The organism is Neorhizobium sp. P1_A6 (assembly GCF_056406795.1).
Genome location: NZ_JBFTZM010000008.1, coordinates 231,214 through 255,391 on the forward strand (window position 1 = coordinate 231,214; position 24,178 = coordinate 255,391).

24 protein-coding genes are annotated in these 24,178 nt (G+C 61.8%); 17 read left to right on the plus strand and 7 right to left on the minus strand.

From position 1 onward, the window contains the following. Position 1: 1 nt before the first annotated feature. From AC1D3C_RS18095 to lpxK, 5 genes are all read left to right on the plus strand, one after another. The gene (locus AC1D3C_RS18095) at positions 2-805 is read left to right on the plus strand and encodes a 3'(2'),5'-bisphosphate nucleotidase CysQ (protein ID WP_038540315.1); all 804 of its coding nucleotides are present in this window, start codon (positions 2-4) and stop codon (positions 803-805) included. 61 nt (positions 806-866) lie between these two features. Further along, entirely contained in the window at positions 867-1,109 is a 243-nt protein-coding gene (locus tag AC1D3C_RS18100) for a DUF4170 domain-containing protein (protein WP_007756862.1), read from the plus strand. 169 nt (positions 1,110-1,278) lie between these two features. Further along, entirely contained in the window at positions 1,279-2,598 is a 1,320-nt protein-coding gene (gene waaA / locus AC1D3C_RS18105) for a lipid IV(A) 3-deoxy-D-manno-octulosonic acid transferase (RefSeq protein ID WP_038584121.1), read from the plus strand. Further along, a complete protein-coding gene (locus AC1D3C_RS18110; protein ID WP_477483848.1) occupies positions 2,595-3,323 on the plus strand; it encodes an HAD family hydrolase in 729 nt (242 codons plus the stop codon). Before waaA ends, AC1D3C_RS18110 begins: the two co-directional genes overlap by 4 nt. Positions 3,324-3,413: 90 nt before the next feature. Beyond that, the gene (lpxK, locus tag AC1D3C_RS18115; RefSeq protein WP_477483849.1) at positions 3,414-4,460 is read left to right on the plus strand and encodes a tetraacyldisaccharide 4'-kinase; all 1,047 of its coding nucleotides are present in this window, start codon (positions 3,414-3,416) and stop codon (positions 4,458-4,460) included. On the opposite strand, the gene AC1D3C_RS18120 is transcribed toward lpxK, so the two are convergent. Beyond that, a complete protein-coding gene (locus AC1D3C_RS18120; RefSeq protein ID WP_038540327.1) occupies positions 4,457-4,690 on the minus strand; it encodes a DUF2093 domain-containing protein in 234 nt (77 codons plus the stop codon). The genes lpxK and AC1D3C_RS18120 overlap by 4 nt on opposite strands. A 66-nt stretch (positions 4,691-4,756) precedes the next feature. After that, entirely contained in the window at positions 4,757-6,571 is a 1,815-nt protein-coding gene (mutL, locus tag AC1D3C_RS18125; protein ID WP_477483850.1) for a DNA mismatch repair endonuclease MutL, read from the minus strand. Between the two features lie 362 nt (positions 6,572-6,933). Between mutL and AC1D3C_RS18130 the strand changes: the two genes are divergently transcribed. Further along, positions 6,934-8,601: a response regulator gene (locus AC1D3C_RS18130; protein WP_477483851.1), complete on the plus strand. Its 1,668-nt coding sequence runs from the start codon at positions 6,934-6,936 to the stop codon at positions 8,599-8,601. Between the two features lie 100 nt (positions 8,602-8,701). Beyond that, entirely contained in the window at positions 8,702-10,057 is a 1,356-nt protein-coding gene (locus AC1D3C_RS18135) for a putative bifunctional diguanylate cyclase/phosphodiesterase (RefSeq protein WP_477483852.1), read from the plus strand. A 111-nt stretch (positions 10,058-10,168) separates the two neighbouring features. On the opposite strand, the gene AC1D3C_RS18140 is transcribed toward AC1D3C_RS18135, so the two are convergent. Next, positions 10,169-10,786, minus strand: coding sequence for a PRC-barrel domain-containing protein (locus AC1D3C_RS18140; RefSeq protein ID WP_038540339.1), 618 nt, complete (start codon positions 10,784-10,786; stop codon positions 10,169-10,171). A gap of 209 nt (positions 10,787-10,995) precedes the next feature. After that, positions 10,996-11,877: an SMP-30/gluconolactonase/LRE family protein gene (locus AC1D3C_RS18145; RefSeq protein WP_477483853.1), complete on the minus strand. Its 882-nt coding sequence runs from the start codon at positions 11,875-11,877 to the stop codon at positions 10,996-10,998. Positions 11,878-12,289: 412 nt separating this feature from the next. Between AC1D3C_RS18145 and AC1D3C_RS18150 the strand changes: the two genes are divergently transcribed. Beyond that, positions 12,290-13,021, plus strand: coding sequence for a helix-turn-helix transcriptional regulator (locus tag AC1D3C_RS18150; protein ID WP_477483854.1), 732 nt, complete (start codon positions 12,290-12,292; stop codon positions 13,019-13,021). Here the strand turns inward: AC1D3C_RS18150 and AC1D3C_RS18155 are convergent. Beyond that, the gene (locus AC1D3C_RS18155; protein WP_247039662.1) at positions 13,014-13,178 is read right to left on the minus strand and encodes a hypothetical protein; all 165 of its coding nucleotides are present in this window, start codon (positions 13,176-13,178) and stop codon (positions 13,014-13,016) included. The two genes, AC1D3C_RS18150 and AC1D3C_RS18155, sit on opposite strands and share 8 nt — an antisense overlap. Before the next feature lie 217 nt (positions 13,179-13,395). Between AC1D3C_RS18155 and apbC the strand changes: the two genes are divergently transcribed. From apbC to AC1D3C_RS18200, 9 genes are all read left to right on the plus strand, one after another. Continuing rightward, positions 13,396-14,586, plus strand: coding sequence for an iron-sulfur cluster carrier protein ApbC (gene apbC, locus AC1D3C_RS18160; RefSeq protein WP_477483855.1), 1,191 nt, complete (start codon positions 13,396-13,398; stop codon positions 14,584-14,586). Positions 14,587-14,884: 298 nt separating this feature from the next. Next, entirely contained in the window at positions 14,885-15,856 is a 972-nt protein-coding gene (locus AC1D3C_RS18165) for a magnesium transporter CorA family protein (RefSeq protein WP_151041137.1), read from the plus strand. 12 nt (positions 15,857-15,868) lie between these two features. Then, positions 15,869-17,770: a potassium transporter Kup gene (locus tag AC1D3C_RS18170; RefSeq protein WP_038584134.1), complete on the plus strand. Its 1,902-nt coding sequence runs from the start codon at positions 15,869-15,871 to the stop codon at positions 17,768-17,770. A 169-nt stretch (positions 17,771-17,939) separates the two neighbouring features. Further along, complete coding sequence (locus AC1D3C_RS18175) at positions 17,940-19,094, plus strand: cell wall hydrolase (RefSeq protein ID WP_477483856.1); 1,155 nt, start codon at positions 17,940-17,942, stop codon at positions 19,092-19,094. 267 nt (positions 19,095-19,361) lie between these two features. Then, complete coding sequence (locus AC1D3C_RS18180; RefSeq protein ID WP_477483857.1) at positions 19,362-19,727, plus strand: AtpZ/AtpI family protein; 366 nt, start codon at positions 19,362-19,364, stop codon at positions 19,725-19,727. A 61-nt stretch (positions 19,728-19,788) separates the two neighbouring features. Then, entirely contained in the window at positions 19,789-20,541 is a 753-nt protein-coding gene (locus tag AC1D3C_RS18185) for a F0F1 ATP synthase subunit A (RefSeq protein ID WP_038540360.1), read from the plus strand. Positions 20,542-20,609: 68 nt separating this feature from the next. Next, positions 20,610-20,837 carry a F0F1 ATP synthase subunit C gene (locus tag AC1D3C_RS18190; RefSeq protein WP_007774919.1) on the plus strand — a complete coding sequence of 76 codons (228 nt, stop codon included), beginning with the start codon at positions 20,610-20,612 and terminating at the stop codon, positions 20,835-20,837. Positions 20,838-20,923: 86 nt separating this feature from the next. Further along, positions 20,924-21,523 carry a F0F1 ATP synthase subunit B gene (locus AC1D3C_RS18195; protein WP_080719266.1) on the plus strand — a complete coding sequence of 200 codons (600 nt, stop codon included), beginning with the start codon at positions 20,924-20,926 and terminating at the stop codon, positions 21,521-21,523. 4 nt (positions 21,524-21,527) lie between these two features. Next, on the plus strand, positions 21,528-22,013 hold the full coding sequence (locus AC1D3C_RS18200; RefSeq protein WP_038540371.1) for a F0F1 ATP synthase subunit B: 486 nt from the start codon (positions 21,528-21,530) through the stop codon (positions 22,011-22,013). An 85-nt stretch (positions 22,014-22,098) separates the two neighbouring features. On the opposite strand, the gene AC1D3C_RS18205 is transcribed toward AC1D3C_RS18200, so the two are convergent. Together AC1D3C_RS18205 and AC1D3C_RS18210 are read right to left on the minus strand one after the other, a co-directional pair. After that, on the minus strand, positions 22,099-22,767 hold the full coding sequence (locus AC1D3C_RS18205; protein ID WP_477483858.1) for a ribonuclease HII: 669 nt from the start codon (positions 22,765-22,767) through the stop codon (positions 22,099-22,101). Positions 22,768-22,936: 169 nt separating this feature from the next. Next, on the minus strand, positions 22,937-24,094 hold the full coding sequence (locus tag AC1D3C_RS18210) for a PA0069 family radical SAM protein (RefSeq protein WP_477483859.1): 1,158 nt from the start codon (positions 24,092-24,094) through the stop codon (positions 22,937-22,939). Between the last annotated feature and the right edge of the window lie 84 nt (positions 24,095-24,178).

The following is a 24,178-nucleotide window of genomic DNA, read 5'->3' on the forward strand; positions in this document are numbered from 1 at the left end:
GGTGGCGGAAGTGCAGGACTGGGGCCAGGACCTCGAACTCATTCTCGACGCGGCGCGCCAGGCCGGCGAGATCGCCCACGGGTTTTTCGGCCGCTCGCCGGAAGTCTGGTGGAAGAACGAGGGCCGGTCGCCGGTCAGCGCCGCCGATTTCGCCGCCAACGACCGGCTGCTGAACCTGCTCCTGGCGGCCCGGCCGAACTACGGCTGGCTCTCCGAGGAGACCGACGACGATGTCGCCCGGCTTAGCTGCGAAACCCTCTTCGTCGTCGATCCGATCGACGGCACCCGCGCCTTCATCAATGGCGAGAAGACCTGGTGCGTCTCGGTTGCCGTCGTGCATCGCGGCCAGCCGGTCGCCGGCGTCCTGGTCGCGCCGGCGCTCGACGAAGAATTCTGTGCGGTGAAGGATGGCCCGGCGCTGAAGAACGGCCAGCCGATTACCGTCACCGGTGAGCGCGCCAACGGCGAACTGGTTATCGCGGCCGACGAAAACCTCGTCAAGAAATTCGAGCCGGATTTTCGCGACGAAGTCCGCCGGGTGCGGCATGTGCCGTCGCTCGCCTACAGGCTCGCCATGATCGCCGACGGCAGCATCGACGGCACGGTCGTCAAGCGCGCCTCCCACGACTGGGATCTGGCCGCTGCCGATCTTATCCTCGAACGGGCAGGCGGCCGCCTTATCGATCTTGCCGGCAACCGGCTCGTCTATAACCGCGAGAGCGTTGTCCACGAAATGCTGGCTGCCGGCGCCGAACATGCGCTCCGCAGCCTTTTGCCCCAGCTTGCCGGCCTTGCTCCGGGTTGACCTTTCCTTTGGAATGCAGCACAGGAAGAGCCGGGGGAGCTGGAACGGACGGATACGGACAATGACGGAAACGGGCGAAAAGAAACAACTTCTGCATCTGGTCTTCGGCGGCGAATTGCAGAGCTTGGAAGGTCTTCAATTCAAGGATCTTTCGGCGCTTGATATCGTCGGCATCTATCCCGACTACGCAAGCGCGCTCGTCGCCTGGCGGGGCAAGGCGCAGCAGACGGTCGACAACGCTCATATGCGTTATTTCATCGTCCATATGCACCGCCTGCTCGATCCTGATACTAAGTCGGCTTGAGATAAGCCTCGCGTTTTACAATGTGCTCGCAATGCTGGTCCCTCGCCTGGTATCGATCCCGGGGACCCTTTTTTGACGCATTTGTAAAACACAAAAAACTGGGCTACGGATGAGCAATCGGAGGGTCTATCACATTGATGGCGGCCATCACGCATCGGGGGCAAACACGGTGAGCAAGATTTCTGCGCGCCTCGCTCTCGCTGGCTACCGGGCGGCCGGTATTACGCTTTATCCGTTAGTCGGACCTTACCTTGCCTATCGGGCCATGAAGGGCAAGGAAGACAGGACCCGCAAGCTGGAACGGCTCGGTTATGCAAGCCTTGCCAGGCCCCGCGGGCCGCTGATCTGGGTGCACGCGGCAAGCGTCGGGGAAACCATCGCCATCATGCCGATGATCCGCGAACTGCGGCGCCGCGAAGTCCACATCCTTCTGACGACGGGCACCGTGACGTCGGCAAATCTCGTCCGGTCACGACTGGCGGACGAGGTGATCCATCAATATGTGCCGCTCGACCTGAAATTCCCGATCAAGCGCTTCATCGCCTATTGGAAGCCCGACGCCTGCATCACGGCGGAATCGGAAATCTGGCCGACGACGATCGCCGAACTCGCCCGCCGCCGCATTCCGCAGATCCGCGTCAATGCCCGCATCTCCGACCGGTCCTTCGATCGCTGGCGCAACCGCAGCTCGATCGCAGAGGCCATTTTCGGCAGGATGGCGCTGGTCATCGCCCAGTCGGATCTGGATGCGGAGCGCTTCCGCGATCTCGGCGCCTGGCCTGTCATCACATCCGGCAACCTGAAGAGCGATACGGACCCACCACCCTGCGACGAGGCGCTGCTTGCAAGTTATCGCAAGCAAATCGGCAGCCGCCGGACCTGGGCGGCGATTTCGACCTTCGACGGCGAGGAAAAGGCGGCGGCGACCGTGCACAAGGCGCTGAAGCCGAAAAACGGCCAGCTGACCATTCTCGTGCCGCGCCACCCGGATCGCGCTGACGCGGTCGAGGAGATGCTGAAGGAAGCGGGCCTCACGGTGGCGCGCCGCTCGCGCAACGACGTGGTGACGCCAGAGACCGACGTGTTTCTCGGCGACTCCATCGGCGAAATGGGGCTTTACCTGCGCTTGACCGAAATCGCCTTCGTCGGCAGGTCGCTGACCAACGAAGGCGGGCAGAACCCGCTCGAGCCGGCCATGCTTGGCTGCGCCGTGCTTTCCGGCCCACACGTCCAGAATTTCCGCGACGCCTATCAGCATCTGGTGCGCAAGGGTGCTGCCCGCATCGTCAAGGATGTCGAGATGCTGGCAAAGGCCGTCCATTACCTGATGATCAACGACCTTGCCCGCGTCAAGATGATCGATTCCGGCCATGACGCGATGGAGGAGATGCGCGGGGCGCTGTCGAAGACGATCAAGGCGCTGGAGCCCTATGTCAATCCGCTGACGGTGAGCGCAAGGCTGCAGCCAAAAGCCGCCGCCGTTCGATGACCCCGGAAAAGCTCGCACACATCGCCGGTATCCTGTTCGACAAGGACGGCACGTTGTTGCTCTATGACGAAAGCTGGGGACCGGTGAACCGCGAGGCTGCCCGGATCGCTTCCGCCGGCGATACCGAGCTCGAGCCGCAGCTTCTGTTTTCCGGCGGCATGGACCCGGTATCCGGCCACACCCGCCCGGACAGCCTGCTGGCCGCCGGCAATGCCGCGGAAATCGCTGCCGGCTTCGTCGCCGCCGGCTCACCGATTGACGTTGCCGAACTCACCCGGCTGCTCGACGACCTCTTCATCCGTTCGGCCGAATTTTCGGTGCCGGTCACCGATCTGGCGGCACTGTTTGCCAAGCTCAAGGCGCGGGGCTTCAAACTCGGCATCGCCTCCAGCGACAACGAACAGGCGATCCGCCAGACTGCCATCCGCTTCGGCATCATCGATCATGTGGATTTCATCGCCGGCTACGACAGCGGTCATGGAGTAAAACCGGGGCCTGGCATGGTGCTCGGCTTCTGCCGCGCCACCGGGCTCGATCCCGCCGAGGTGGCCATGGTCGGCGACAACAATCACGACATGCATATGGGCGCGAGCGCTGGCGTTGGCCTGAAGGTCGCGGTGCTGACCGGCACCGGCTCCCGCGAGACGCTGTCGGCCTCGGCGGATATCTGCCTTGCCGACATCACCGCGCTCATGGACCTTCTGCCGGAAAAGCTTCACGCCTGAAGCGGGCTTTGGTTTCAAGGACTTGCCTTTTTTCAAAAAGTGCCATTTTGTTCGCGGGCTGTTTCAGGATGGATCAGCCGGAGTTTGGGTATGGTATCGGAAGCACCGCCATTCTGGTGGACGAAAGCGGATTGGCGTGCCTGGGGCCTTGCCCCCGTTTCTTTTCTTTATGGCCGGATCGCCGGCCGGCGCATGGCTAAAGCCAAGCGCGCCAGCATTCCCGTGCCGGTTATCTGTGTCGGCAATTTTACGGTCGGCGGCGCCGGCAAGACCCCGACCGCCATCACCCTTGCCCGAGCGGCAAAAGAAAAGGGCCTGAAGCCCGGTTTCCTCAGCCGCGGTTACGGCGGTTCGCTTGACGTCACGACCGTTGTCGACCCCGAACACCACCGGGCCGAGGCGGTGGGCGACGAGGCGCTGCTGCTCTGCCGCGAGACGCTGACGGTGATTTCCCGCACCCGCGTCGAGGGCGCTCATCGACTGGTCGCCGAGGGCGCCGACCTGATCATCATGGACGACGGTTTCCAGAGCGCCCGCCTGGCGCTGGATTTCGCGCTCGTTGTCATCGATACGGTGCGCGGCATCGGCAACGGCCATCTGGTGCCGGGCGGGCCGGTGAGGGCGCCGATATCCGAACAAATGCGCCAGCTCTCGGCCATCCTCAAGGTCGGCAACGGCGAGGCTGCCGACAAGCTGGTGCGCCAGGCGGCTCGCGCCGGCAAGCAGGTCTATGTCGCGGCGCTGAAGCCGCGCGAAAATCGCGAGATCGCCGGCAAGTCGCTGTTCGCCTTCGCCGGCATCGCCGATCCGGAAAAGTTCTACCGCACCGTCAGAGAAGTCGGCGGATTGGTCGTGGAAAAACGCGCCTTCCCGGACCACCATTATTTCAGCGAGGACGAAATCTCGGACCTGCTGGACGATGCCGCGAAAGACAATCTGACGCTCGTCACCACCGCCAAGGATGCGGTGCGGCTGCAGGGCCATCACGGACGCATGGAGCAACTGGCGAGAAAGGCAAGCGTCGTCGAAGTCGACATGGCGTTCGACGATCCGCAGGCGCCGGGCAAGATCATCGATACGGCGATCGCCAATTTCCGAGAGCGGCGCATCCGGGAAGGAAATGCGGTGAAAGCCTAGCCGCGGCTCTGGTTCGGCAGCATGCCGGCGCGTTTGTCGGCTTCCAGCGAGGAGGCGCAATCGACATAGGGCTCCTGCCGCGCGACGCTCCAGTAACGCAACTCGTCGATCGGGATCTGCGCGCCGGTCATGGCGCATATCACATAGGAGCCAGCGGTCAGGATCTGGTAGTCGCCGTCGAGATAGCGGATCTTCGCTTCGCGGAATCCGCTTCCCTCGAACCGGTTCATCTGTCGTCTCCTGCGGAAAAACATGGCGCCTGCTCTATCCCGATTGTCGCTGAATTGCCAGCTTTTTCAGCTTCGGCCGAAGAGCCGCTCAATGTCGGAAAGCTTGAGTTCGATATAGGTCGGACGTCCGTGGTTGCAGGTGCCGGAGCCGGGCGTCGCTTCCATCTCCCGCAAAAGCGCGTTCATCTCCTCCGGCCTCAGCCGCCGGCCGGAGCGCACCGAACCGTGGCAGGCCATCGTGGCGGCGACATATTCGAGCTTGCCGCGCAGGCCCCCGGCGGTGTTCCATTCGGCGATCTCGTCGGCGAGGTCGCGGACCATCGAGGCCGCATCGACTTCGCCGAGCATGGCGGGCGTCTCGCGCACCGCGACGGCACCGGGGCCGAAACGCTCGATCGCCAGACCCAGCCGGTCGAGTTCCGTCGCATTCGCCATCAACCGGTCGCAGTCTTCCTCGGGCAAGTCGATGATCTCGGGAATCAAGAGCACCTGGCTCGCCAGCCGCTTGTTGTCGAGCGCCTTGCGCATCGCCTCGAACACCAGCCGTTCATGAGCGGCATGCTGGTCGACGATGACCAGCCCGTCTTCGGTCTGCGCCACGATATAGTTTTCGTGGACCTGCGCCCGTGCCGCACCCAGGCGATAGCGCGGCGCGTCTTCGGCAGCGGTCCCTGGAGCGGGTTCCGCGATCACCGTGTCGGCACGCGCAGCCGGCATGGTCAGCACGTCGAAACCGGATTGCGCCGGTTCGGCAAAGCCGTTGGCCGGCTGCGGATGGAGCGGCCTGAAGGGCGAGGCCGCAGCCGTCCAAGGGGTGCGCGGGGCGGCATKAGCCGGCTGGAAGCCGGGGCGGAAGGCACGCATCATGCCCGACGTACCGGTCGTCGCCGCCCGGTCGCCCTCGCGATGCAGAGCCTCGCGGATCGCCCCGACGATGAGGCCCCGCACCAGGCCGGGATCGCGGAAGCGCACGTCCGACTTCGCCGGATGCACGTTGACGTCCACCAGCGCCGGATCGATCCTGATCGACAGGACCGCCACCGGATAACGGCCGGAGGGTACGCTTTCCGCATAGGCGCCGCGCAGGGCCGACAGGATCAGCTTGTCCTGCACCGGCCGCCCGTTGACGAAGGCATATTGATGCGCCGAGTTCCCACGATGGAAGGTCGGCACGCCGACGAAACCGGAAAGTCCGACATCTTCCCGCATCGCATCGATCTCGATCGCGTTGTCGCGGAAATCGGCGCCGAGGATCTGCGCCATGCGGGAAAGATGGTCGTCGCCGGTTGCCGGGAATTCCAGCGTCGTGCGGTCGGAGCCCGACAGCACGAAACGGATATGCGGGAAGGCGATCGCCATGCGCTTGACCACTTCGGTGATCGCGCCGGCCTCGGCCTTTTCGGTCTTTAAAAATTTCAGCCGCGCCGGGGTCGCGAAGAAGATGTCGCGCACCTCGACGACCGTGCCGGTATTGGCGGGCGCCGGCTTCACGCCGGACATCTTGCCGCCGACGACTGCCACCTGCGATCCTTCCGAATGACCGTCCCGTCGGCTGGTGATGGTGAGTTTCGCCACCGACCCGATCGAGGGCAGGGCCTCGCCGCGGAAGCCGAGCGTGCGAATGTCGTCGAGCGTCTCGGATATCTTCGAGGTGCAGTGTCGCCGCACCGCAAGATCGAGATCGGCCGCATCCATGCCGGAACCGTTATCGGTAATGCGGATCAGGCTCTTGCCGCCGCCAGCGGTGGCGATCTCGATGCGGGTCGCACCGGCATCGATGGCGTTTTCGATCAGTTCCTTGGCGGCGCTGGCGGGCCTTTCGATGACCTCGCCGGCAGCGATCTGGTTGATCAGGGTCTCGGGTAGCTGTTTGACGGACATGCGCCATTTTCCTGGATTCGGCGCCGGAAGGAAAGCCCGGATCACGCCTTTCCTAACCGATTGAAATGAACTTTAAGGTTGATGCACGGCCGTTCATTAATCCGGCTTTAAGATAAAGGCGATAATTTGTTCCGTATTAAACTTGGATGAAACCGGGGAGGCGCCAGCTTCCCGCGAGTGACCGGGATGGCGGCCAGCTGGGCACCGTCATGCGAGCCCCGATTACCCGTTGAGGACTTGGAGCCAGCATGTTCCCACGCCGACAAGACGAAAACTAGAAGGAATAACGCCGAGAGGCGAATATCGGCATTACGGTCCGATTTTTCATTCGGTCCGAAAAAGCATACGGGGAGTTTCATCCTATGAATGATTTGGCGTCGGCGGACGCAAACATTCAAGCTGTCATGCTCGAAGTGATTTCCGAGGGCATTTCGGGCGGCGTATTTGTCTATGACAAGAATGACCTGATCGTCTTTGCGAGCCAGCAATTGCTGACCCTCCTGCCGGTTCCGAAGAGCTTTCTGACGCCCGGCACACGCCTTCGGGATTTCCTCGGGGCCGTCTATGATGGCGGCGGACGCTTCTTGACCGACGCTTCCGGTCCGCGCCGGATGCTGAGCCGTGAGGACTGGGTTGCCGAACAGATCGCCACTCTCTGGAAGGAACGGGCCGAGTCGCAGGAGCGCCGCGGCACCGACCGCTGGGTGAGCTTCACCAAGCGCCGCCTGTCGTCCGGTTACGGCGTCTGCGTCGTCAGGGATATCTCGGATCATAAGAAGCGCGAGGAACAGTGGCGCGCCGATATGGAGCGGGTACAGATCACCGAAGAGGTGCTCGACAACCTGCCGTTTCCGGTCACCGTCAAGGACAGCAACCTGACCTTCGTCGCCGTCAACAAGATGGCCTCCAGTTTCCTCGATCTACCGCCCGAAGCGATTCTCGGTCGCAAAGGGTCCGATATTCATCCGCCGCAGGTGGAACAACGCCTCGACCGCGTCAATCGCGGGGTCATCGATCTCGGCGAGCCTCAGCAGATGTCCGAACTGGTAACGCGGCCGGACGGTTCGCAGGTCGTCATCATCGCCAACAAATACCGTATCGGAAAACCCGGCCGTTATTACCTGGTCACCGCCATGGAAGACATTACCGGGCTGGTCGCAACCGAGGACGGGCAGATCACGCCGCGCATGAGCCGGGGCGGATTGATCGCCACCTCGCTGACCCGGCATGAACGTGACCGGCCGGTGCAGGCCGCGGTTGAGCCCGAAAGGCCCGCTCTCTCCCACCGCAAGGTCCTGGTCGCGTCCTCCGACCCGAGGACGAGCGCCGAGGCGCTGGAAATTCTCGATGACTTGGGGTTCGATACCTCTTCGGTTTCAGACGGTGAGGAACTGGAACTCTTCCTGCAGCTGGCGAAGGAAGCCAGCATCGCGATCGATCTCGTCGTCGTCGACACGCTGGCGGACAAGGCTTGCCTCGAAATCGTCCAGCGACACCGCATTCCCGCCTTGGCGATCAACGGTGTCCGGGTGAAGCGGGATCTGGCCGCCGGCGTCGCTCGCCAGTTCAGCCAACCTGCCGTAACTGAAGCCGGGCGCGAAGAGGACTGGCAGATTGCCTCGCGAGCCGGCGAAAACGCAGCCATCGATGTCCTGGTCGCCGAAGACAACGGAGTGAACCAGATCGTCTTTTCGCAGATACTCGAGGGCCTGGGTTATCGTTATGCGATCGCAGCCGATGGCGAAGAAGCGGTCAGGCTCTGGCAGGAGCGGTCGCCGCGGCTGATCCTGATGGACATCACCCTTCCAAAGCTCAGCGGCTTCGATGCGAGCGTGCGCATCCGCAATCTGGAGACGATCGACAACTCCATTCCGATCATCGGCGTCCTCCCCCAGGCCTTCGAACGTGACCGCGACCAGTGTTTCGCCTCGGGAATGAACGAGGTGATCCTCAAACCGATCAGCCCCGAGGCGCTGGAAGCTGTCTTCCAGACGTATCTCGGCATACCCGCAAAGCATTCGTATGCTTAACCGATTAATCAATCCGTTCATGTAAGTTAAGCCCGGGCCATCATTTTTTAATCTTTTTCCCGCATCCTTCGCCGGTCTGTGAAGCGCAACGGGATAATTCATGAAGTCGGCGGGAAACCCATTGCCGCAGGTCAGCCAGAATGAACTTCAGGCTATGGCTTACAGCGACGCCCTGACGGGGCTGGGAAATAGATATCGTCTGCGCGACAAGGTGCGCCTGCTGGCCGCCGAGCGGGCCCAGGATCCCGCACCCTTTACCATCTGCATTGCCAATCTCGACGGTTTCAAGCCGATCAACGATCTGTTCGGCGCCGAAGCGGGCGACGAGATCCTCTGCCAGGTCGCCCATCGGCTGAAAGCCTGCATTCCGGACGGCGCGACCGTGACCCGCCATGACGGTGACGAGTTCGCCTTCATCCTGCCTCTGGTCTTCGAGCGCATCGGCGCCGAGCGCATCGGCCAGATGATCAAGGACGTCCTGTCCGCGCCTTACGATCTCGGCGACCGCAACGTTCGCCTTTCGGCCTCCTTCGGCTTTGCGATTTATCCTTTCGCCGGCGAGGATTTCGAGGAACTGCTGAAAAGCGCCGAAACCGCGCTTTACCGCTCCAAACGCCGCGGCCGCGGGCAGATCACTGTTTATTCACGCGAGATCGCCCAGGAAATGAAGCGGGCGACACAGCTGGAGCAGGCGCTTCGCAACGCCATCATCGCCGATGCCGTGGACGTTCACTTCCAGCCGATCGTGCGCATCAGCGATGGCGGTGTGGTCGGTTTCGAGGCGCTCGCCCGCTGGATCGACGCCGATCTCGGCTTCGTATCACCTGCGGTTTTTGTGCCCCTTGCCGAAGAGCGCGGTTTTATTGACGCACTTTCTGAAACGTTACTGCGCAAGGCAGCGGAGGCCGCACTCTCCTGGCCGCGAGAACTTTTCCTCTCCTTCAATCTCTCTTCAGCACAGCTGATGGACCCCGGCACAACCGAGACCATCCTCGCGACGCTCGCACGCGTCGGGCTTGATCCCTATCGTCTGGAGCTGGAGATTACCGAAACAGCGGTGATGACATCCGCCGATACGGCGCAGCGCATCATCACCGACCTGCGCCAGCAGGGCGTACGTATCTCGCTCGACGATTTCGGCACGGGCCAGTCGAGCCTCGGGCGGCTGCGGGACTTCACCTTCGATAAGGTGAAGATCGACCGCGCGTTCGTCTCGCGCATCACCACCGATCGGGCGTCGGAACATATCGTCAAGGCGATCATCGCCATRTGCGACGGCCTTAACCTGGCGGTGGTGGCGGAAGGCATCGAGGAGCCGGCCGACGCGGACAAGCTCAACGAGCTCGGCTGCGCGATGGGACAGGGCTATTATTACGGCAGGCCCGCCGACAGCGCCGCGACGCTACGTTATCTCCAGGAACACTATCGCGATTTCATGACGATCGAACGGGCCTGACTAGGCTTGGTTTGCGCTCGGCACCTGCAAGAAAGGGCGGCACCGGTGGTACCGCCCTTTCTTTTCGGTGACGACGTGTCACCCGTTCCGGACCCTTAGCTGATCGAGCTCTTACTTGCTCGGGGCAGCCGGGGTCGTCGACGGGTTGGTGGCGCCGCCTGCAGGCATCGAGGTGCCGGTGGAGGACGTGGTCGTCCGGTCGGTTTCCGCCTGCTTGTCTGCCAGGGTCTTGAATTCCGGAGCAGCCTGAAGAGCTTCTGCCGTTTCCGTCGTGGTCAGGCGCATCTCGTTGTTGTTGTTCACATCACGCGTCATGGTGATCTTGTTCATCGGCAGCCCGACTTCCTTTTCGCCGATGCCGAGGAAGCCGCCGACGCCGATCACAGCTGCAACGATGCCGCCGTTTTCTTCGAGAATGAGGTCGTTGACGTCGCCGATGCTCTTGTTTTGTGCGTTATAGACCGACTTGCCGATATAGTCGTTGGCGCTGATCTGGTTTTCGGCCTGTTCGGTCAGATAGCCGCCGGACGCGCTCGCCGTGTCGGTGCCAGTCTTCGGAGCTGGCGTTGCGGCGCTGCCAGCCGGTTTTGCAGCCGGAGCCGTCGGAGCGGCAGGAGCTGCCGGAGCCGGGGAGGCCGGCGGCGGAGGCTGGGTCTGCGCAAGCGCCGGTGCAATGGCGGTGGACGCCAAAAGAACTGCGGCTGCCATCATGCTGAGGGTCTTCTTCATAACGAACCTACCTTCCTCTGCTCAATTTATCTCTTCGAACACACGGCGCTGGGTTGCGGAGTTCTCCGCCGCGCCAGTTCGAGAGGAAAATGTTATGAAAGGCGATTAGTTCCGGGCAAGATTGCCGAAATTTTAGGCGATTAAGCGGGAACTTTTTTGCGTTTTGCTAGTTTGGTATGCCCTCTGCATTCTTTATAGGCGATAGGCCTTTATAGTCGATAGACGGGCTCCGGATCGCATTCGATCGAGACCGCGATCTCGAAGAGCGAGCCGGCGAGGGGGTCCGCGGCGCGGGCAGCCTCGTCCAGTCCCTCCCAGGCGGACGTCACGGCCAGCCGATCCTTGCCGATGAAGACCGGGCAGGTGGTGCGCCGGGCCGGCACCAGGTAACGTGACAGATGCCGACCGTCGGCCGAATAATGATCCAGGGCCCCCTGGCCCCATCGGGCGTTCCAGAGGGTTCCGTCGCTGGCGCAGATCGAGCCGTCGATGCCGCCTGGCTTGCCGTTCTCGTCGACCAGGACTTCGGTCTTGCCGTTTGGCAGGCCTGTCGCGGGGTCGAGGGATATCCGCATCAGCCGGTTGGCGCGGGTATCGGCATAATAACCGATCGCGCCGTCAGGCGAAAAGCAGATCGAATTGGGGATGCTGATGTGGTCGAAGAGTTTCGTCACCTCGCCCTGTCGGACATGATAGATCGCGCCGACGCCGTCCTCGCCCTTCCGGCCCATCGTTCCGATCCAGAAGCTGCCGGAAGGGTGCACCCTTCCGTCGTTCGAGCGGTTGCCCGGCTTTTCCGGCTCCAGTTCGCGATAGGGAGAAAGCTCGCCAGTGGCGCGGTCGCGGATGAAAAGCCCCTTGTCGCTGGCGATCAGCTGTCGGGCGGCATCGATCGACGCAAGCGCGCTGCCCATCACCGGCAATGCATGAACGATCTCCCGGCCGGTCGGCAGATGCAATTCATGCAGTCCCTTGCCGAGAATGTCGAACCACCAGAGCGTTTGCGTCTCCGATTCGAAGGACGGGCCTTCTCCAAGTTCGCAGAGGGAGGAGGAAAGGACACGGCCTTCGAAAGTGTATGTGGTCACCACGTGAAATCTCCAATTGCATGCCGAGGTGATCAATTAGTATCATCGACGCGAGAGAGTCGGCAAACGCCCTGCATAAGTGATTTGATCCCCAATAAATATCTCCTGACAAGCATCTGGAGGCATGCAAGGGTTTGCAAATGCGAGCAGATGTCATCATTATCCGAAGTTGAGGACGTATGTCATCATTATCCGGAATTAATAATAGCCACGAATTCAGCAGCAAATTGAAATTTGAAATGGCAGTCCTCCGCCACGCGGACACGTTCAGCGGGATATGTCCGGGCAAATCCGGAGAGCCTCTTGTGTTCCAAGCGTCTGAGACGGGAACTGCGAATACGAAAGGCCGATTGGGCGGATGTATGGGAAATACCAGGGATCGTTCGACGCCACCGGGCGAGCAGAGAAGCAAGTGATGGCCAATACCGAGAAAGCAGAAGTCCCTCGGGTCCTTGACGGAAACGTCGAAGAAATCGCCGATCTCAAGACCCAGTTCGACGTCTTCCGGTTCATGAAGCGGATGACGGAGCACTACGGTTGCCGCACGTTCATGGTTCTCAACCTGCCCCACGCCACGTCGCTGGAACTGTCCAACAATACGGTGATCACCAATTGGCCGGCGGAACTGATGTCCCTTTTCGATCGGGAAGGCATGATGCAGACGAGCCCCGTGCTCCGGCGGCTGCGCACCTCGACCATCCCGTTCACCTTCGATCTGGACACGGTGCCACCCGAGCGCCAAGGACCGGCCATCCGCGGCATTTTTGGAAAATTCGGTGTCGTTCGGGGGGCTTATTTTCCGGTCCATGACATGTCCGGCAGCCGTGGCGCCGTTTCCTTCGCAGGCGACGGCCTGACATTCACGCACCAGCAGATGATGGAGCTGATGTATATCTCCATCCATGTCTTCGAGCGGCTGGCGGAAATCCGCAACCTCGATGTGCGCCCGACCGATACGCTGACTGACCGCGAGATCGACTGCCTCAACTGGACCGCTGCCGGCAAGACAAGCGCCGAGATCGCCGAAATTCTCGGCCTGTCGGAACATACGGTCAATCATTACCTCAATCGCGCGGCAAAGAAGCTCGACACGGTCAACCGCACCCAGGCGGTCGCCAAGGCGTTGAGAATCGGTTTGATCAAATAACTAAAACGGATGCTGCGGTGCACAAAATTTCATCGCTGCTCAAGCCGTGATCGGCGCCGAACACGGCTTCCGCCAAGGAATATTGCGACGCAGCAGGCGTTTTTGCCGGAAGTGGCTGAAAAAGCTCATCAATAGGAAGTATCTTCCCGTCTGGCATGTTTCGTGCTTCTGTAGCGTCAGGTCCAGAGGGGACTGCAAGCGCCCCAAGAGGCGTGACAAGAAAGGCTGCCGTTCGATCAGTGCGCCACATGGCTGCCGATCGAACGGCGGTTTATCTTGCTTGCTCCCGGCAATGCCCAACTCCTATATATCTGCGAACGCGGCATCCCGTCTTGAGGGAGGGGACCGTATAGGCATTCGGGAGTTTTGACATCATGGCTGAAGTGACGAAAGAGGAAGTTCTGGCGGTTCTTGCGAAAGTGCGCGGACCGGACCTCGAAGGCGATATCGTCTCGCGCGGCATGGTCTCGGACGTCTTTATCTCTGACAGCAAGGTTTATTTCTCGATCACCGTGCCGGCGGCGCGGGCGAACGAGCTGGAACCGCTGCGCATGGCAGCCGAACGCACGGTCAAGGCGATGCCGGGCGTAAAGGGCGCCCTGGTGACGCTGACGGCAGACCGCAAGGCCGGCTCCGCTCCGCCGCCGCGTCCACAACCCGCCGCTCCGGCAGCCCATTCGCATTCGCACGGTCACGGCCATGACCACGGGCATTCCCATCCGCCCCAGGGCCAGCAGCCGGGCCAGCCGCCGCAGCGGGAAAAGCCCGGCGTGCCGGGCGTCGGCGCCATCATTGCCGTGGCATCGGGCAAGGGCGGCGTCGGCAAGTCGACGACAGCGGTCAATCTCGCGCTCGGGCTTCAGGCGAACGGCCTGCGCGTCGGCATTCTCGATGCCGATATCTATGGGCCTTCCGTGCCGCGCCTCCTGAAGATCACCGGCCGGCCGCAGCAGATCGAAAACCGCATCATCAAGCCCATGGAGAATTACGGGCTGAAGGCCATGTCGATGGGCTTCCTCGTCGACGAGGAGACGGCGATGATCTGGCGCGGGCCGATGGTTCAGTCGGCGCTGCTGCAGATGCTGCGCGAAGTCGCCTGGGGCGACCTCGACGTCCTCGTCGTCGACATGCCGCCCGGCACCGGCGACGTGCAGCTCACCATGGCCCAGCAGGTGCCGCTGGCCGGCGCGGTGATCGTTTCGACGCCGCAGGATCTGGCGCTCCTCGACGCGCGCAAGGGCATCGCCATGTTCCGCAAGGTCGAGGTGCCACTGCTCGGCATCGTCGAGAACATGAGCTATTTCCTCGCTCCCGATACCGGCAAGCGTTACGATATCTTCGGTCACGGCGGGGCCAAGGCCGAGGCAGAGCGGATCGGCGTGCCATTCCTCGGTGAGGTTCCGCTGACGATCGACATCCGGGAACGCTCCGACGCCGGCACTCCGGTCGTGGCCTCCGATCCGCAAGGTGCCTCGGCCAAGATCTACCGGGAGATCGCCGCCAGGGTATGGGCCGAACTCGGCGGCCTCACTCCCCGACAGGCGCCGGCAATCGTTTTCGAATAAATATGCCGCGGCATTTTGGAATACCTCCCTGCCGCTGGTGGGGAGGCACTTTCGTGGGCGGTTCCTGTCAAGGCTTTGATGTAGGTCGCGAATCGTCTTGTTACTGAAGGCCCCTTGAACATATTCGGCCGGAGAGTCATGTTGCGGCGCCCACTGCGGGATTTGTACGGCTCTTGATTTTGACGACGGCTGTCTCTATAGGCCCGTCCCGCCGGGGGCCGGCTGGCGGTCCCGGAACCAGGGAACCGGCAAGCCCGCTTCTCGTTCAAGGCCGACGAACTTCGGCCGGAGACCACGATTGATCAATGCCTATAGCGCCACTGGCTCGATGAAGACGCTTGCACCGGCCGAGGCGTTGCGACAGCTTGCCGACGATATCGTCTGGATCGATCTGATCGAACCGACGCCGCAGGAAGACGCCTATGTCGAAAGTCTCCTCGGAATTCAGGTTCCGACCCGCGACGACCTGAAGGACATCGAACCCTCGAGCCGCCTTTATATCGAGAAGGATTCCGTGTTCATGACCGCGTCGCTCGTCTGGCGCGCCGACGGCAAGGATCCGCAGCTCACCGACATCGCCTTCATCCTGTCCGGCAATCGGTTGATCACCGTGCGTTATGCCGAGCCGAAAAGCTTCCAGCTGTTCATCGCCGGCCTCAGCCGCCTCCCGGAGGCCGGGCGCGATGGTGCCACGCTTTTGGCAAAACTTCTCGAAACCATTGCCGATCGCACCGCGGAAATTCTCGAGCAGACCGTCGATCGCGTCGATGCACTGTCGACGGATATCTTCCGTGATCGCGGCAAGCGCCGGCCGCCGCAATTCCTGGAGCGTAAGCTTGCCGACATCGCCGAATACCATCGGCTGATCAGCAAGGTGCGCGACAGCCTCGGCTCGCTTGCCAGGCTATTGACCTTCCTGATGAACGTGCCATTGATCAGCCAGGACAAGAGCGACGACAACCTCTGTCGCACGGTGGCGCGGGATGTCGATTCGCTTTCGGAACATGCCTCTTATATCGCCGGCAACATCGCCTTTCTGCTGGATGCCTCGCTCGGCCTCATCAATGTCGAGCAGAACTCCATCATCAAGATATTCTCCATCGCGTCGGTGGTGTTCTTGCCGCCGACACTCGTTGCCTCCATCTACGGCATGAACTTTCATTTCATGCCGGAACTCGACTGGCATCTCGGATATCCGCTCGCGATCCTCGCGATGCTCATGTCCGCCATCATCCCCTTTTTCTTCTTTCGCTGGAAAGGCTGGCTTTAGGCCGGATATCCCATGGGTCACCCCGCTGAACATCACGCTGCCGAGAAAACCAAGGTCCAGGGCCTTTTTGCGCTCGCACTCGGCTCCGTCGGCGTCGTCTACGGCGACATCGGCACGAGCCCGCTTTATGCCTTTCGCGAAGCCCTAAAGCCGATCGCCCACGACGGCGTCACCGAGCTTGAGGTCATCGGCCTCATCTCGCTGATGATCTGGACGTTGACGATCATCGTCACGTTCAAATACGTGCTCTTCCTGCTGCGCGCCGACAACGACGGCGAAGGCGGCACGCTTTCGCTGCTGGCACTTCTGACCAAGTCCGCCAACGGTCACAGGGCGCTGCTGATGCTGCTCGGCCTGATCGGCGCAGCACTCTTCCTCGGCGATGCGATGATCACCCCGGCGCTGTCGGTTCTGTCTGCCGTCGAAGGCCTGAAGCTGGTGGCGCCGTCGATGAGCCGCGCCGTGCTGCCGATCTCGGTCGGCATCCTGATCGGGCTTTTCGCCATCCAGTCGAAGGGGACAGGCCTGGTCTCCCGTTTCTTCGGGCCGATCACCGCCGTCTGGTTCATCGTCATCGGTGCCGGCGGCATCGCCCATATTTCGGATGACTATAGCATTCTGGCGGCTTTCAATCCGCTCTATGCGGTCGAATTCATGCTCAACGAGAATTTTGTCGGCATCGTCGTTCTCGGCGCCGTCTTCCTGACGGTGACGGGCGCCGAAGCGCTTTATGCCGATCTTGGCCATTTCGGCCGCCGGCCGATCCAGTGGGCCTGGTTCACGCTTGTCTTCCCGGCGCTGACCTTGAACTATCTGGGGCAGGGCGCTCTGGTGCTGAAGCATCCGGAGGCGATGTCCGATCCGTTCTACCTGATGTTCCCGCAATGGGCGCTGCTGCCGGTCGTCATTTTGGCGACCGCCGCAACCATCATCGCCAGCCAGGCGGTGATCACCGGCGCCTTTTCGCTGGTGCGCCAGGGTATCCATCTCGGTTACCTGCCGCGCATGCAGATCCAGTTCACCTCAGAGACCAATACCGGGCAGATCTTCCTGCCGTCGGTCAACACCCTGCTTCTGGTCGGTGTCATCGCGCTGGTTCTGGGTTTCGAAAGCTCGGATTCGCTCGCCACCGCCTACGGTATCTCGGTGACCGGCGCCATGGTCGTCACCACCCTGATGGCGTTCGAGTTCGTCCGGATAAAGTGGAAATGGCCGCAGACCTTCGCGATCTGTATTCTGGCCCCGCTGCTTGCCCTGGAACTGGTCTTCCTCGGCGCCAACCTGTTGAAGATCCACGACGGCGGCTGGGTGCCGGTGATGATGGCGATCATCTTCACGATCGTCATGTGGACCTGGAAGCGCGGCACCGCGATCCTGTTCGAAAAGACCCGCCGCATCGACGTGCCGCTCGAGACCTTCATTCCGATGGTCGAAAAGAAGAGCGATCATGCGCCGGTCTCCGTGCCCGGCGTCGCGATCTTCCTGACCAGCGATCCGGAAACCGCGCCGGCCGCCCTGCTGCACAACATCAAGCACAACCACGTCCTGCATGAAAAGAACGTGGTGCTCACCATCATCACGGTCAACAAGCCGCGTGTCTCGCTTGAGGAGCGGTTCAAGATCGAAAAGCTGTCGGACCGCTTCACGCTGATCGAACTGCGCTTCGGCTTCATGCAGTCCCATAATGTCTCGCAGGCGCTTGCCTATCTGCGCAAGACCGGCTTCAAGTTCGACATCATGTCGACCTCCTTCTATCTCGGCCGCCGCAAGCTGGTGCCGGATGCCGCTTCCGGCATGCCCATGTGGCAGGACCGGTTGTTCATCGCCATGGCCAATACCGCGACCGACCCGTCCGACTATTTCCATCTGCCCGCCAACCGCGTCGTCGAACTCGGCTCGCATGTGATCATCTGAGGCGCGGCATTTGGCGTGCCCTTCGCTGACATTGATGTGAATGTGCTAATTCAGGCCGGGTACCGGGCTTTTCGGCTGCCGGCGTTAACCGCTCATCAAGGTTAATGATCGATCTTCATCGGGTTCTTGTTGCCCTGTGGAGTTTAAGGTTTTGCGTTCGAAGAGCGTTTTGCGTCGCAGGTCCTCATCCGGACTGAGTGGATGGACTTCCCCGGCCGTCTTCGGCCTTGCCTGCTGGCTGATCTTTCCGTCCGCCCCGGCTCACGGCGATCTCGCCGATCTTCTGACCGGTTTCGATGGCGCCGAACAATGGCGCATGGTGCTGACCGATTCGCCGGCGGGCTCGATCCATCAGGCCTCGCTCGCTTTTCCCGGCGTCAAGAATGCCGTCTCCGGTAATGCCGGCCTTGAACTTCCCGATGGCCGCAAGATAGCTCTTGTTGACGAAAAACAGTCCTCCGATCCGCGCCCGGATGAAGACCGCGTCAACGGTGCCGCCAAGAAGGGCCGCATCGTCAGCGTCGAGCCCATGCAGCCGCCTAGGGCCTTTTCCGCTGGCTCCGTGCTGCAGCGTTCGAGTGCGCTCACTTCGCCCATCGAAGAGAAAGATGCGATGACAGCCTTCTTGAAGGCCGGCAAGAATGACGCTCCGGTAGAGCTCGCGTCCTTCTATTTCCGCAAGGATGAACCGAGGCGGGCAGAAGACGAGCTCATGCCGATGATCGCCAGCCTCATCAACAATCCGAATGCTGACGTGCTGGCCGCCGCCTATGCGCCGGCGGAACCCGATTTCGCCAAACAGTCACCGTTCGACGCCATTCTGACTGACAAGAAAAAGCCCGGCCGGTTCATCCCGCCGATCGGTGCCGATGACCATGCCTGGGCCGCAACCCCGCTGCCGCCCGATTCCTTCTCGGCCAAGCAGCAGCAATGCCTCTCATCCGGTATCTATTTCGAGTCGCGCGGCGAATCCGCCCGCGGCCAGGCCGCCGTCGCGCAGGTCATCCTCAACCGGGTGCGCAATCCGGCCTATCCGAAGACGATCTGCGACGTCGTCTACCAGAACGAGGACTGGCGCAACCGCTGCCAGTTCTCCTTTGCCTGCGACAATATCAAGGACCGTATCCGCTCAGAATATCATTGGACGATGGCCCGTGAAGTGGCGATGGCCGTGACCGCCGGCAAGATCTGGCTGCCGGAAGTCGGTTCCGCCACCCATTATCATGCGGTCTATGTCCACCCGGATTGGGCGCGCACGATGAAGAAGGTCGGCCGCATCGGCCTGCACGTCTTCTATCGTACCTATGGCGGCGGCTGGAGCTGAGCCGCTCCCCATCGCCGCAACAGGCAGCGATTCCCGCGGCAGTTTTACCCGACTTCGGTTGTATCGGTTTTAACCGGTTGAATTTGCTTGGTTAATTTACCTAGAACGAAGAACCTTGGACGCCTTGACTATAGGGGCGGGCAAAACTATGTTGCGCGCGACTTGAAAACGGGCCGGATGGCGCGAAATCCCTCGCTAACTGCAGTTTTTTGCGGTTGGAAAGCATAAAACCGGTTGTGCCGGAAGCAGAAATAGGGGAGGACGCACATGACGGATCACCGCGACGATGGTCTGGAAGAGCGCCGGAAGCGCTTGTCCGCGGAACTTGCGGGCAGGAAGGCCGACGACGTGGCAGAGGCGAAGAGGGACGCGCAATCCGAGGAAAGCCGAAAAGGCATGGCCTTGGGCTTCAAGCTTTCCTCCGAGTTCATCTCCGCAGTCGCGGTGGGGGCTATTCTGGGCTTTTTGCTCGACCGTTTTGCCGGCACCGCGCCGTGGGGGATGATTGTTCTTCTTCTCCTCGGGTTCTGCGCCGGTGTGCTGAATGTGCTTCGCTCCGTGGGAAAGGTGGCTCCGTCGCCGCTTATCACCGGGCAAAGCGGCAAGGATGAGAAGGGAAACGGTGGCCGCTGAGGCTCTGCTTCCTGAATGAAAATTGGGCCGACCTGGCGCGGCTAAGGACAAGAGGTAGACGGTGGCAAACGATCCGATCCATCAGTTCCAGATCAGCAAGATCGTTCCGATCCAGATCGGCGGCATCGATTTCTCCTTTACCAATGCATCTCTGTTCATGGTCGCCACCGTCGCCTGCGCCGCCGGCTTCCTGTATTTCGCCACCTCGCAGCGCGGCCTGATCCCCGGCCGGGCGCAGTCGGTCGCGGAAATGTCCTACGAATTCATCGCCGGCATGCTGCGCGAAGGCGCCGGCAGCAGCGGCATGAAGTTCTTCCCGCTGGTCTTCTCGCTGTTCATGTTCGTGCTGACCGCCAACCTGCTCGGCATGTTCCCGTATTTCTATACGATCACCAGCCAGATCATCGTCACCTTCGCTCTGGCGCTGCTGGTCATCGGCACCGTCATCGTCTACGGCTTCTACAAGCACGGACTGCACTTCCTGCAGCTCTTCGTGCCGAGCGGCATTCCCGGCCTGCTGATCCCCCTGGTCGTCGCCATCGAAGTCATTTCGTTCCTGTCCCGTCCGATCTCGCTGTCCGTTCGTCTGTTTGCGAACATGCTGGCCGGCCATATCACGCTCAAAGTGTTCGCAGGCTTCGTCGCCTCGCTCGGAACCATGGGCGCACTCGGCGTCGGCGGCGCAGTCCTGCCTCTCATCATGACGGTCGCCCTGACCGGTCTCGAATTCCTCGTCGCCTTCCTCCAGGCTTACGTCTTTGCGGTGCTGACTTGCATGTACCTCAACGATGCGATCCATCCCGGCGGGCACTAAGGATAACCGACATTGGCGTCCTGAGGCGTCAGTCATCAGCCGCAACAACCATTTCGAAGGAGTTTCTCATGGAAGCGGAAGCAGCAAAGTTCATCGGTGCAGGCCTGGCTTGCTTTGGCATGGCCGGCACGGCTCTTGGCCTTGGCAACATCTTCGGCAGCTACCTGTCGGGCGCTCTGCGCAACCCGTCCGCCGCTGACAGCCAGTTCGGCCGTCTGGTATTCGGCTTCGCCGTTACGGAAGCCCTGGGCATCTTCTCGCTGCTCATCGCTCTCCTGCTCCTGTACGCAGTCTAAGATCTGTCCAGGAAAATTCGGATCGCGGCCGCTTCTCAAACAGCGCGCCGTGATCCTTCGCATTTGGAATACACCTGGAGGTGATGATGTTCGTGACCTCGGCATATGCGCAAACCGCGCCGGCCGCTACTGATCCGCATGCCGCGCCTGCTGGCGAAGCGCATACCGAAACTGGCGCTGCCCATGGCGGCGGCGTCTTTCCGCCGTTCGACGCGACCCATTTTTCGTCGCAGCTGCTTTGGCTCGTCATCACCTTCGGCCTCTTTTATCTCCTGATGAAGAAGGTCATAGTTCCTCGCGTCGGCGGCATTCTCGAACACCGCCACGACCGGATCGCCCAGGACCTCGACGAAGCCGCCCGCCTCAAGGCGGAAGCGGACGCTGCCGTCGAGACCTATGAAAAGGAGCTGGCGGCTGCCCGTTCCAAGGGACACAAGATTGCCGAAACCGCTCGCGAGGCCGCCAAGACCAAGGCAGCCGCCGATCGCACCGCAATCGAAGCAGAACTTGCCGGCAAGCTCGCTGCTGCCGAAACCCGCATCGGCGAAATCAAGGCAAAAGCTTTTGCCGAAGTCGGCCAGATTGCCGAAGACACCGCCACCGCCATCGTCGATCAGCTGATCGGCGCCAAGGCGAGCGGCGACGACATCAAGGCTGCAGTCGCAGCCGCGAAGACGGAGGCCTGACTCGATGGCATTCGATGCAACATTTTTCGCCCTGGTCGGCCTCGTTCTCTTCCTGGCCCTGGTCGTTTACCTGAAAGTGCCGGGCATGATGGCGAAGTCGCTCGACGAGCGCGCCGCCAACATCAGCAAGGAACTCGACGAAGCCAAACGTCTGCGCGAGGAAGCGCAAACCCTGCTCGCCGAATACCAGCGCAAGCGCAAGGAAGCCGAAGCGGAAGCCGCACAGATCGTGGCTGTCGCCGAGCGTGAAGCAGCGGCCCTGACCGAGGAAGCTCGCCAGAAGACCGACGAATTCGTCACTCGCCGCAACGCGCTTTCCGAACAGAAGATCAAGCAGGCGGAAGCCGAAGCGATCGGCGCCGTACGCGCTGCCGCAGTCGACCTCGCCATCGCCGCTGCCCAGAGCGTTATCGCCCGCAAGGCCGACGCCTCCACCCAGGACACGCTCTTCAAGGACGCCGTTGGCAAGGTGCAGTCGCGATTGAACTGATTTCAGTCACACAAGACTTCCAAAAGGCCGGGCGAAAAACCCGGCCTTTTTTTGTTTGGAGAATGAACGAAGGGCCTGCCGCGCATCAAGTCTCCGGCAGCTCATCCTTCTTCAGCGGCCGAAAGCTCATCCGGTGCAGCGAGCAGGGGCCGTGCGCCTCTATGCCGGCGCGGTGCTGTGCCGTCCCGTAACCGACGTGATTGGCAAACCCGTAAGCCGGGAAAACCAGGTGGGCGCGGGTCATCATCCGGTCGCGGGTGACTTTTGCGATGATCGAGGCAGCGGCGATCGACACGGAGCGGGCATCACCCTTGATGACCGCCTTGCCGGGGCAGCAGAGGCCCTGCGGCACGTCACGGCCATCGGCGAGCACATAGGCTGGGGTGACGGCAAGGCCGGMCACGGCGCGGCGCATGGCATCGAGGCTGGCGCGCAGGATGTTGCGTTCGTCGATATGGCGTGGGCTGGAGGCGGCGATCGAAACTTCGGCGGTCGCCATGATCGCCTCGAATAGAACTTCCCGCTGATTAAGAGTCAGCTGCTTGGAATCGTTGAGGCCGTCGGGAATATTGTCGGGATCGAGGATGACTGCGGCGGCAACGACCGGGCCTGCCAGCGGCCCGCGTCCCGCCTCGTCGGTGCCAGCGACCGGCCAGTGGCCGGCCTGGCGTGCCACGAGTTCCAGACTGAAATCCGGAACCAGCGGAATGTCTTCGAAAAGCATCGGAGAATCGGGCGACGTGCGAGGTAACATGGCGGCAACCTCGCACGTCGTCCCGACCTCCTGCAACCCCCGGCCAAGCGATTGCGGCGTCGCTATCCACCGAGGGGCGGCGGTGGAACCCGGGGTATTTTTCCGACGCGGGGACAGGGCGGGTCGCGTCGGAAATCGGAATCTGCAATCGAACCGGAATAAGGTCCGGTCAGAGCAGCGAGAGCTGGATGCCGCCGCCGTCTGGGCGCAGGAAGATGTCGTCGCGCAGCGGCAGACCGCGCCGGACCATGCCGAGCCGTTTGGTCGCCATCTCGAAACGGCGGCCGATCTGCCAGGCATAGGGACCGGCGCCCTTCATCCGCTTGCCCCATTCGGCGTCGTAATCCTTGCCGCCGCGCATCGAGCGGACAAGAGACATCACATGCCGGTAGCGGTCCGGGTAGTTCTGCAGCAGCCAGTCGCGGAAGAGGGGGCTCACTTCCAGCGGCAGGCGCAAAAGCACGTAGCTTGCCTCCGTCGCCCCGGCCGCATGGCCGGCGTCCAGGATACGCTCGATCTCATGATCGTTGAGCGCCGGAATGACGGGTGCCACCATGACCGCGGTCGGAATGCCGGCATCGGTCAACGCCTTGATGGCAGTGAGGCGCTTGGGAGGGGTCGAGGCGCGCGGCTCCATGGTGCGGGCAAGCTTGCGGTCGAGGGTGGTCACCGAAATCCCGACCTTCGCGAGCCCCTTGGATGCCATGTCGGCAAGAATGTCGATGTCGCGGGTGATCAGCGCCGACTTGGTGACGATCGCGACGGGATGATTGGCCTTCTGCAGCACTTCGAGGATCTGCCGCATGATCCGCCATTCCCGCTCGATCGGCTGATAGGGGTCGGTATTGGTGCCGATCGCGATCGCCCGCACCTTGTAGTCCGGGCGGCTCAACTCCCGTTCGAGCAGTTTTGGCACGTCAGGCTTGGCGAACAGCTTCGATTCGAAATCAAGGCCCGGGGAAAGCCCCATGAAACTGTGCGTCGGCCGGGCAAAGCAGTAGATGCAGCCATGCTCGCAGCCGCGATAGGGATTGATCGAGCGGTCGAACGAAAGGTCCGGCGATTCGTTGCGGGTGATCGCGGTGCGCGGCTTTTCCACCTGCACCTCGGTCCTGAACGGTTCGAGATCCTCCAGCGTCTGCCAGCCGTCGTCGAAGGCCTCGCGGCGCTCCTCCTCGAAACGGCCGCTCGGATTGAGCCCCGCGCCGCGTCCGCGACGCCGGTCGATCTCCACCCGAAGACCGGAGGATTGGACCAACGCATCGGCAATATCGGCCGTATGAGCAGGCGCGAAAGCGTCCTGCCGCAATTGATGCAGCTCGTTCATGGGTTAGCTCCTGAAGGGGAAATCCCCGTTCCTGATGATTAAATTCCTAGCGCTGAAATGAGAACATTGCAAGAACAAAATTCG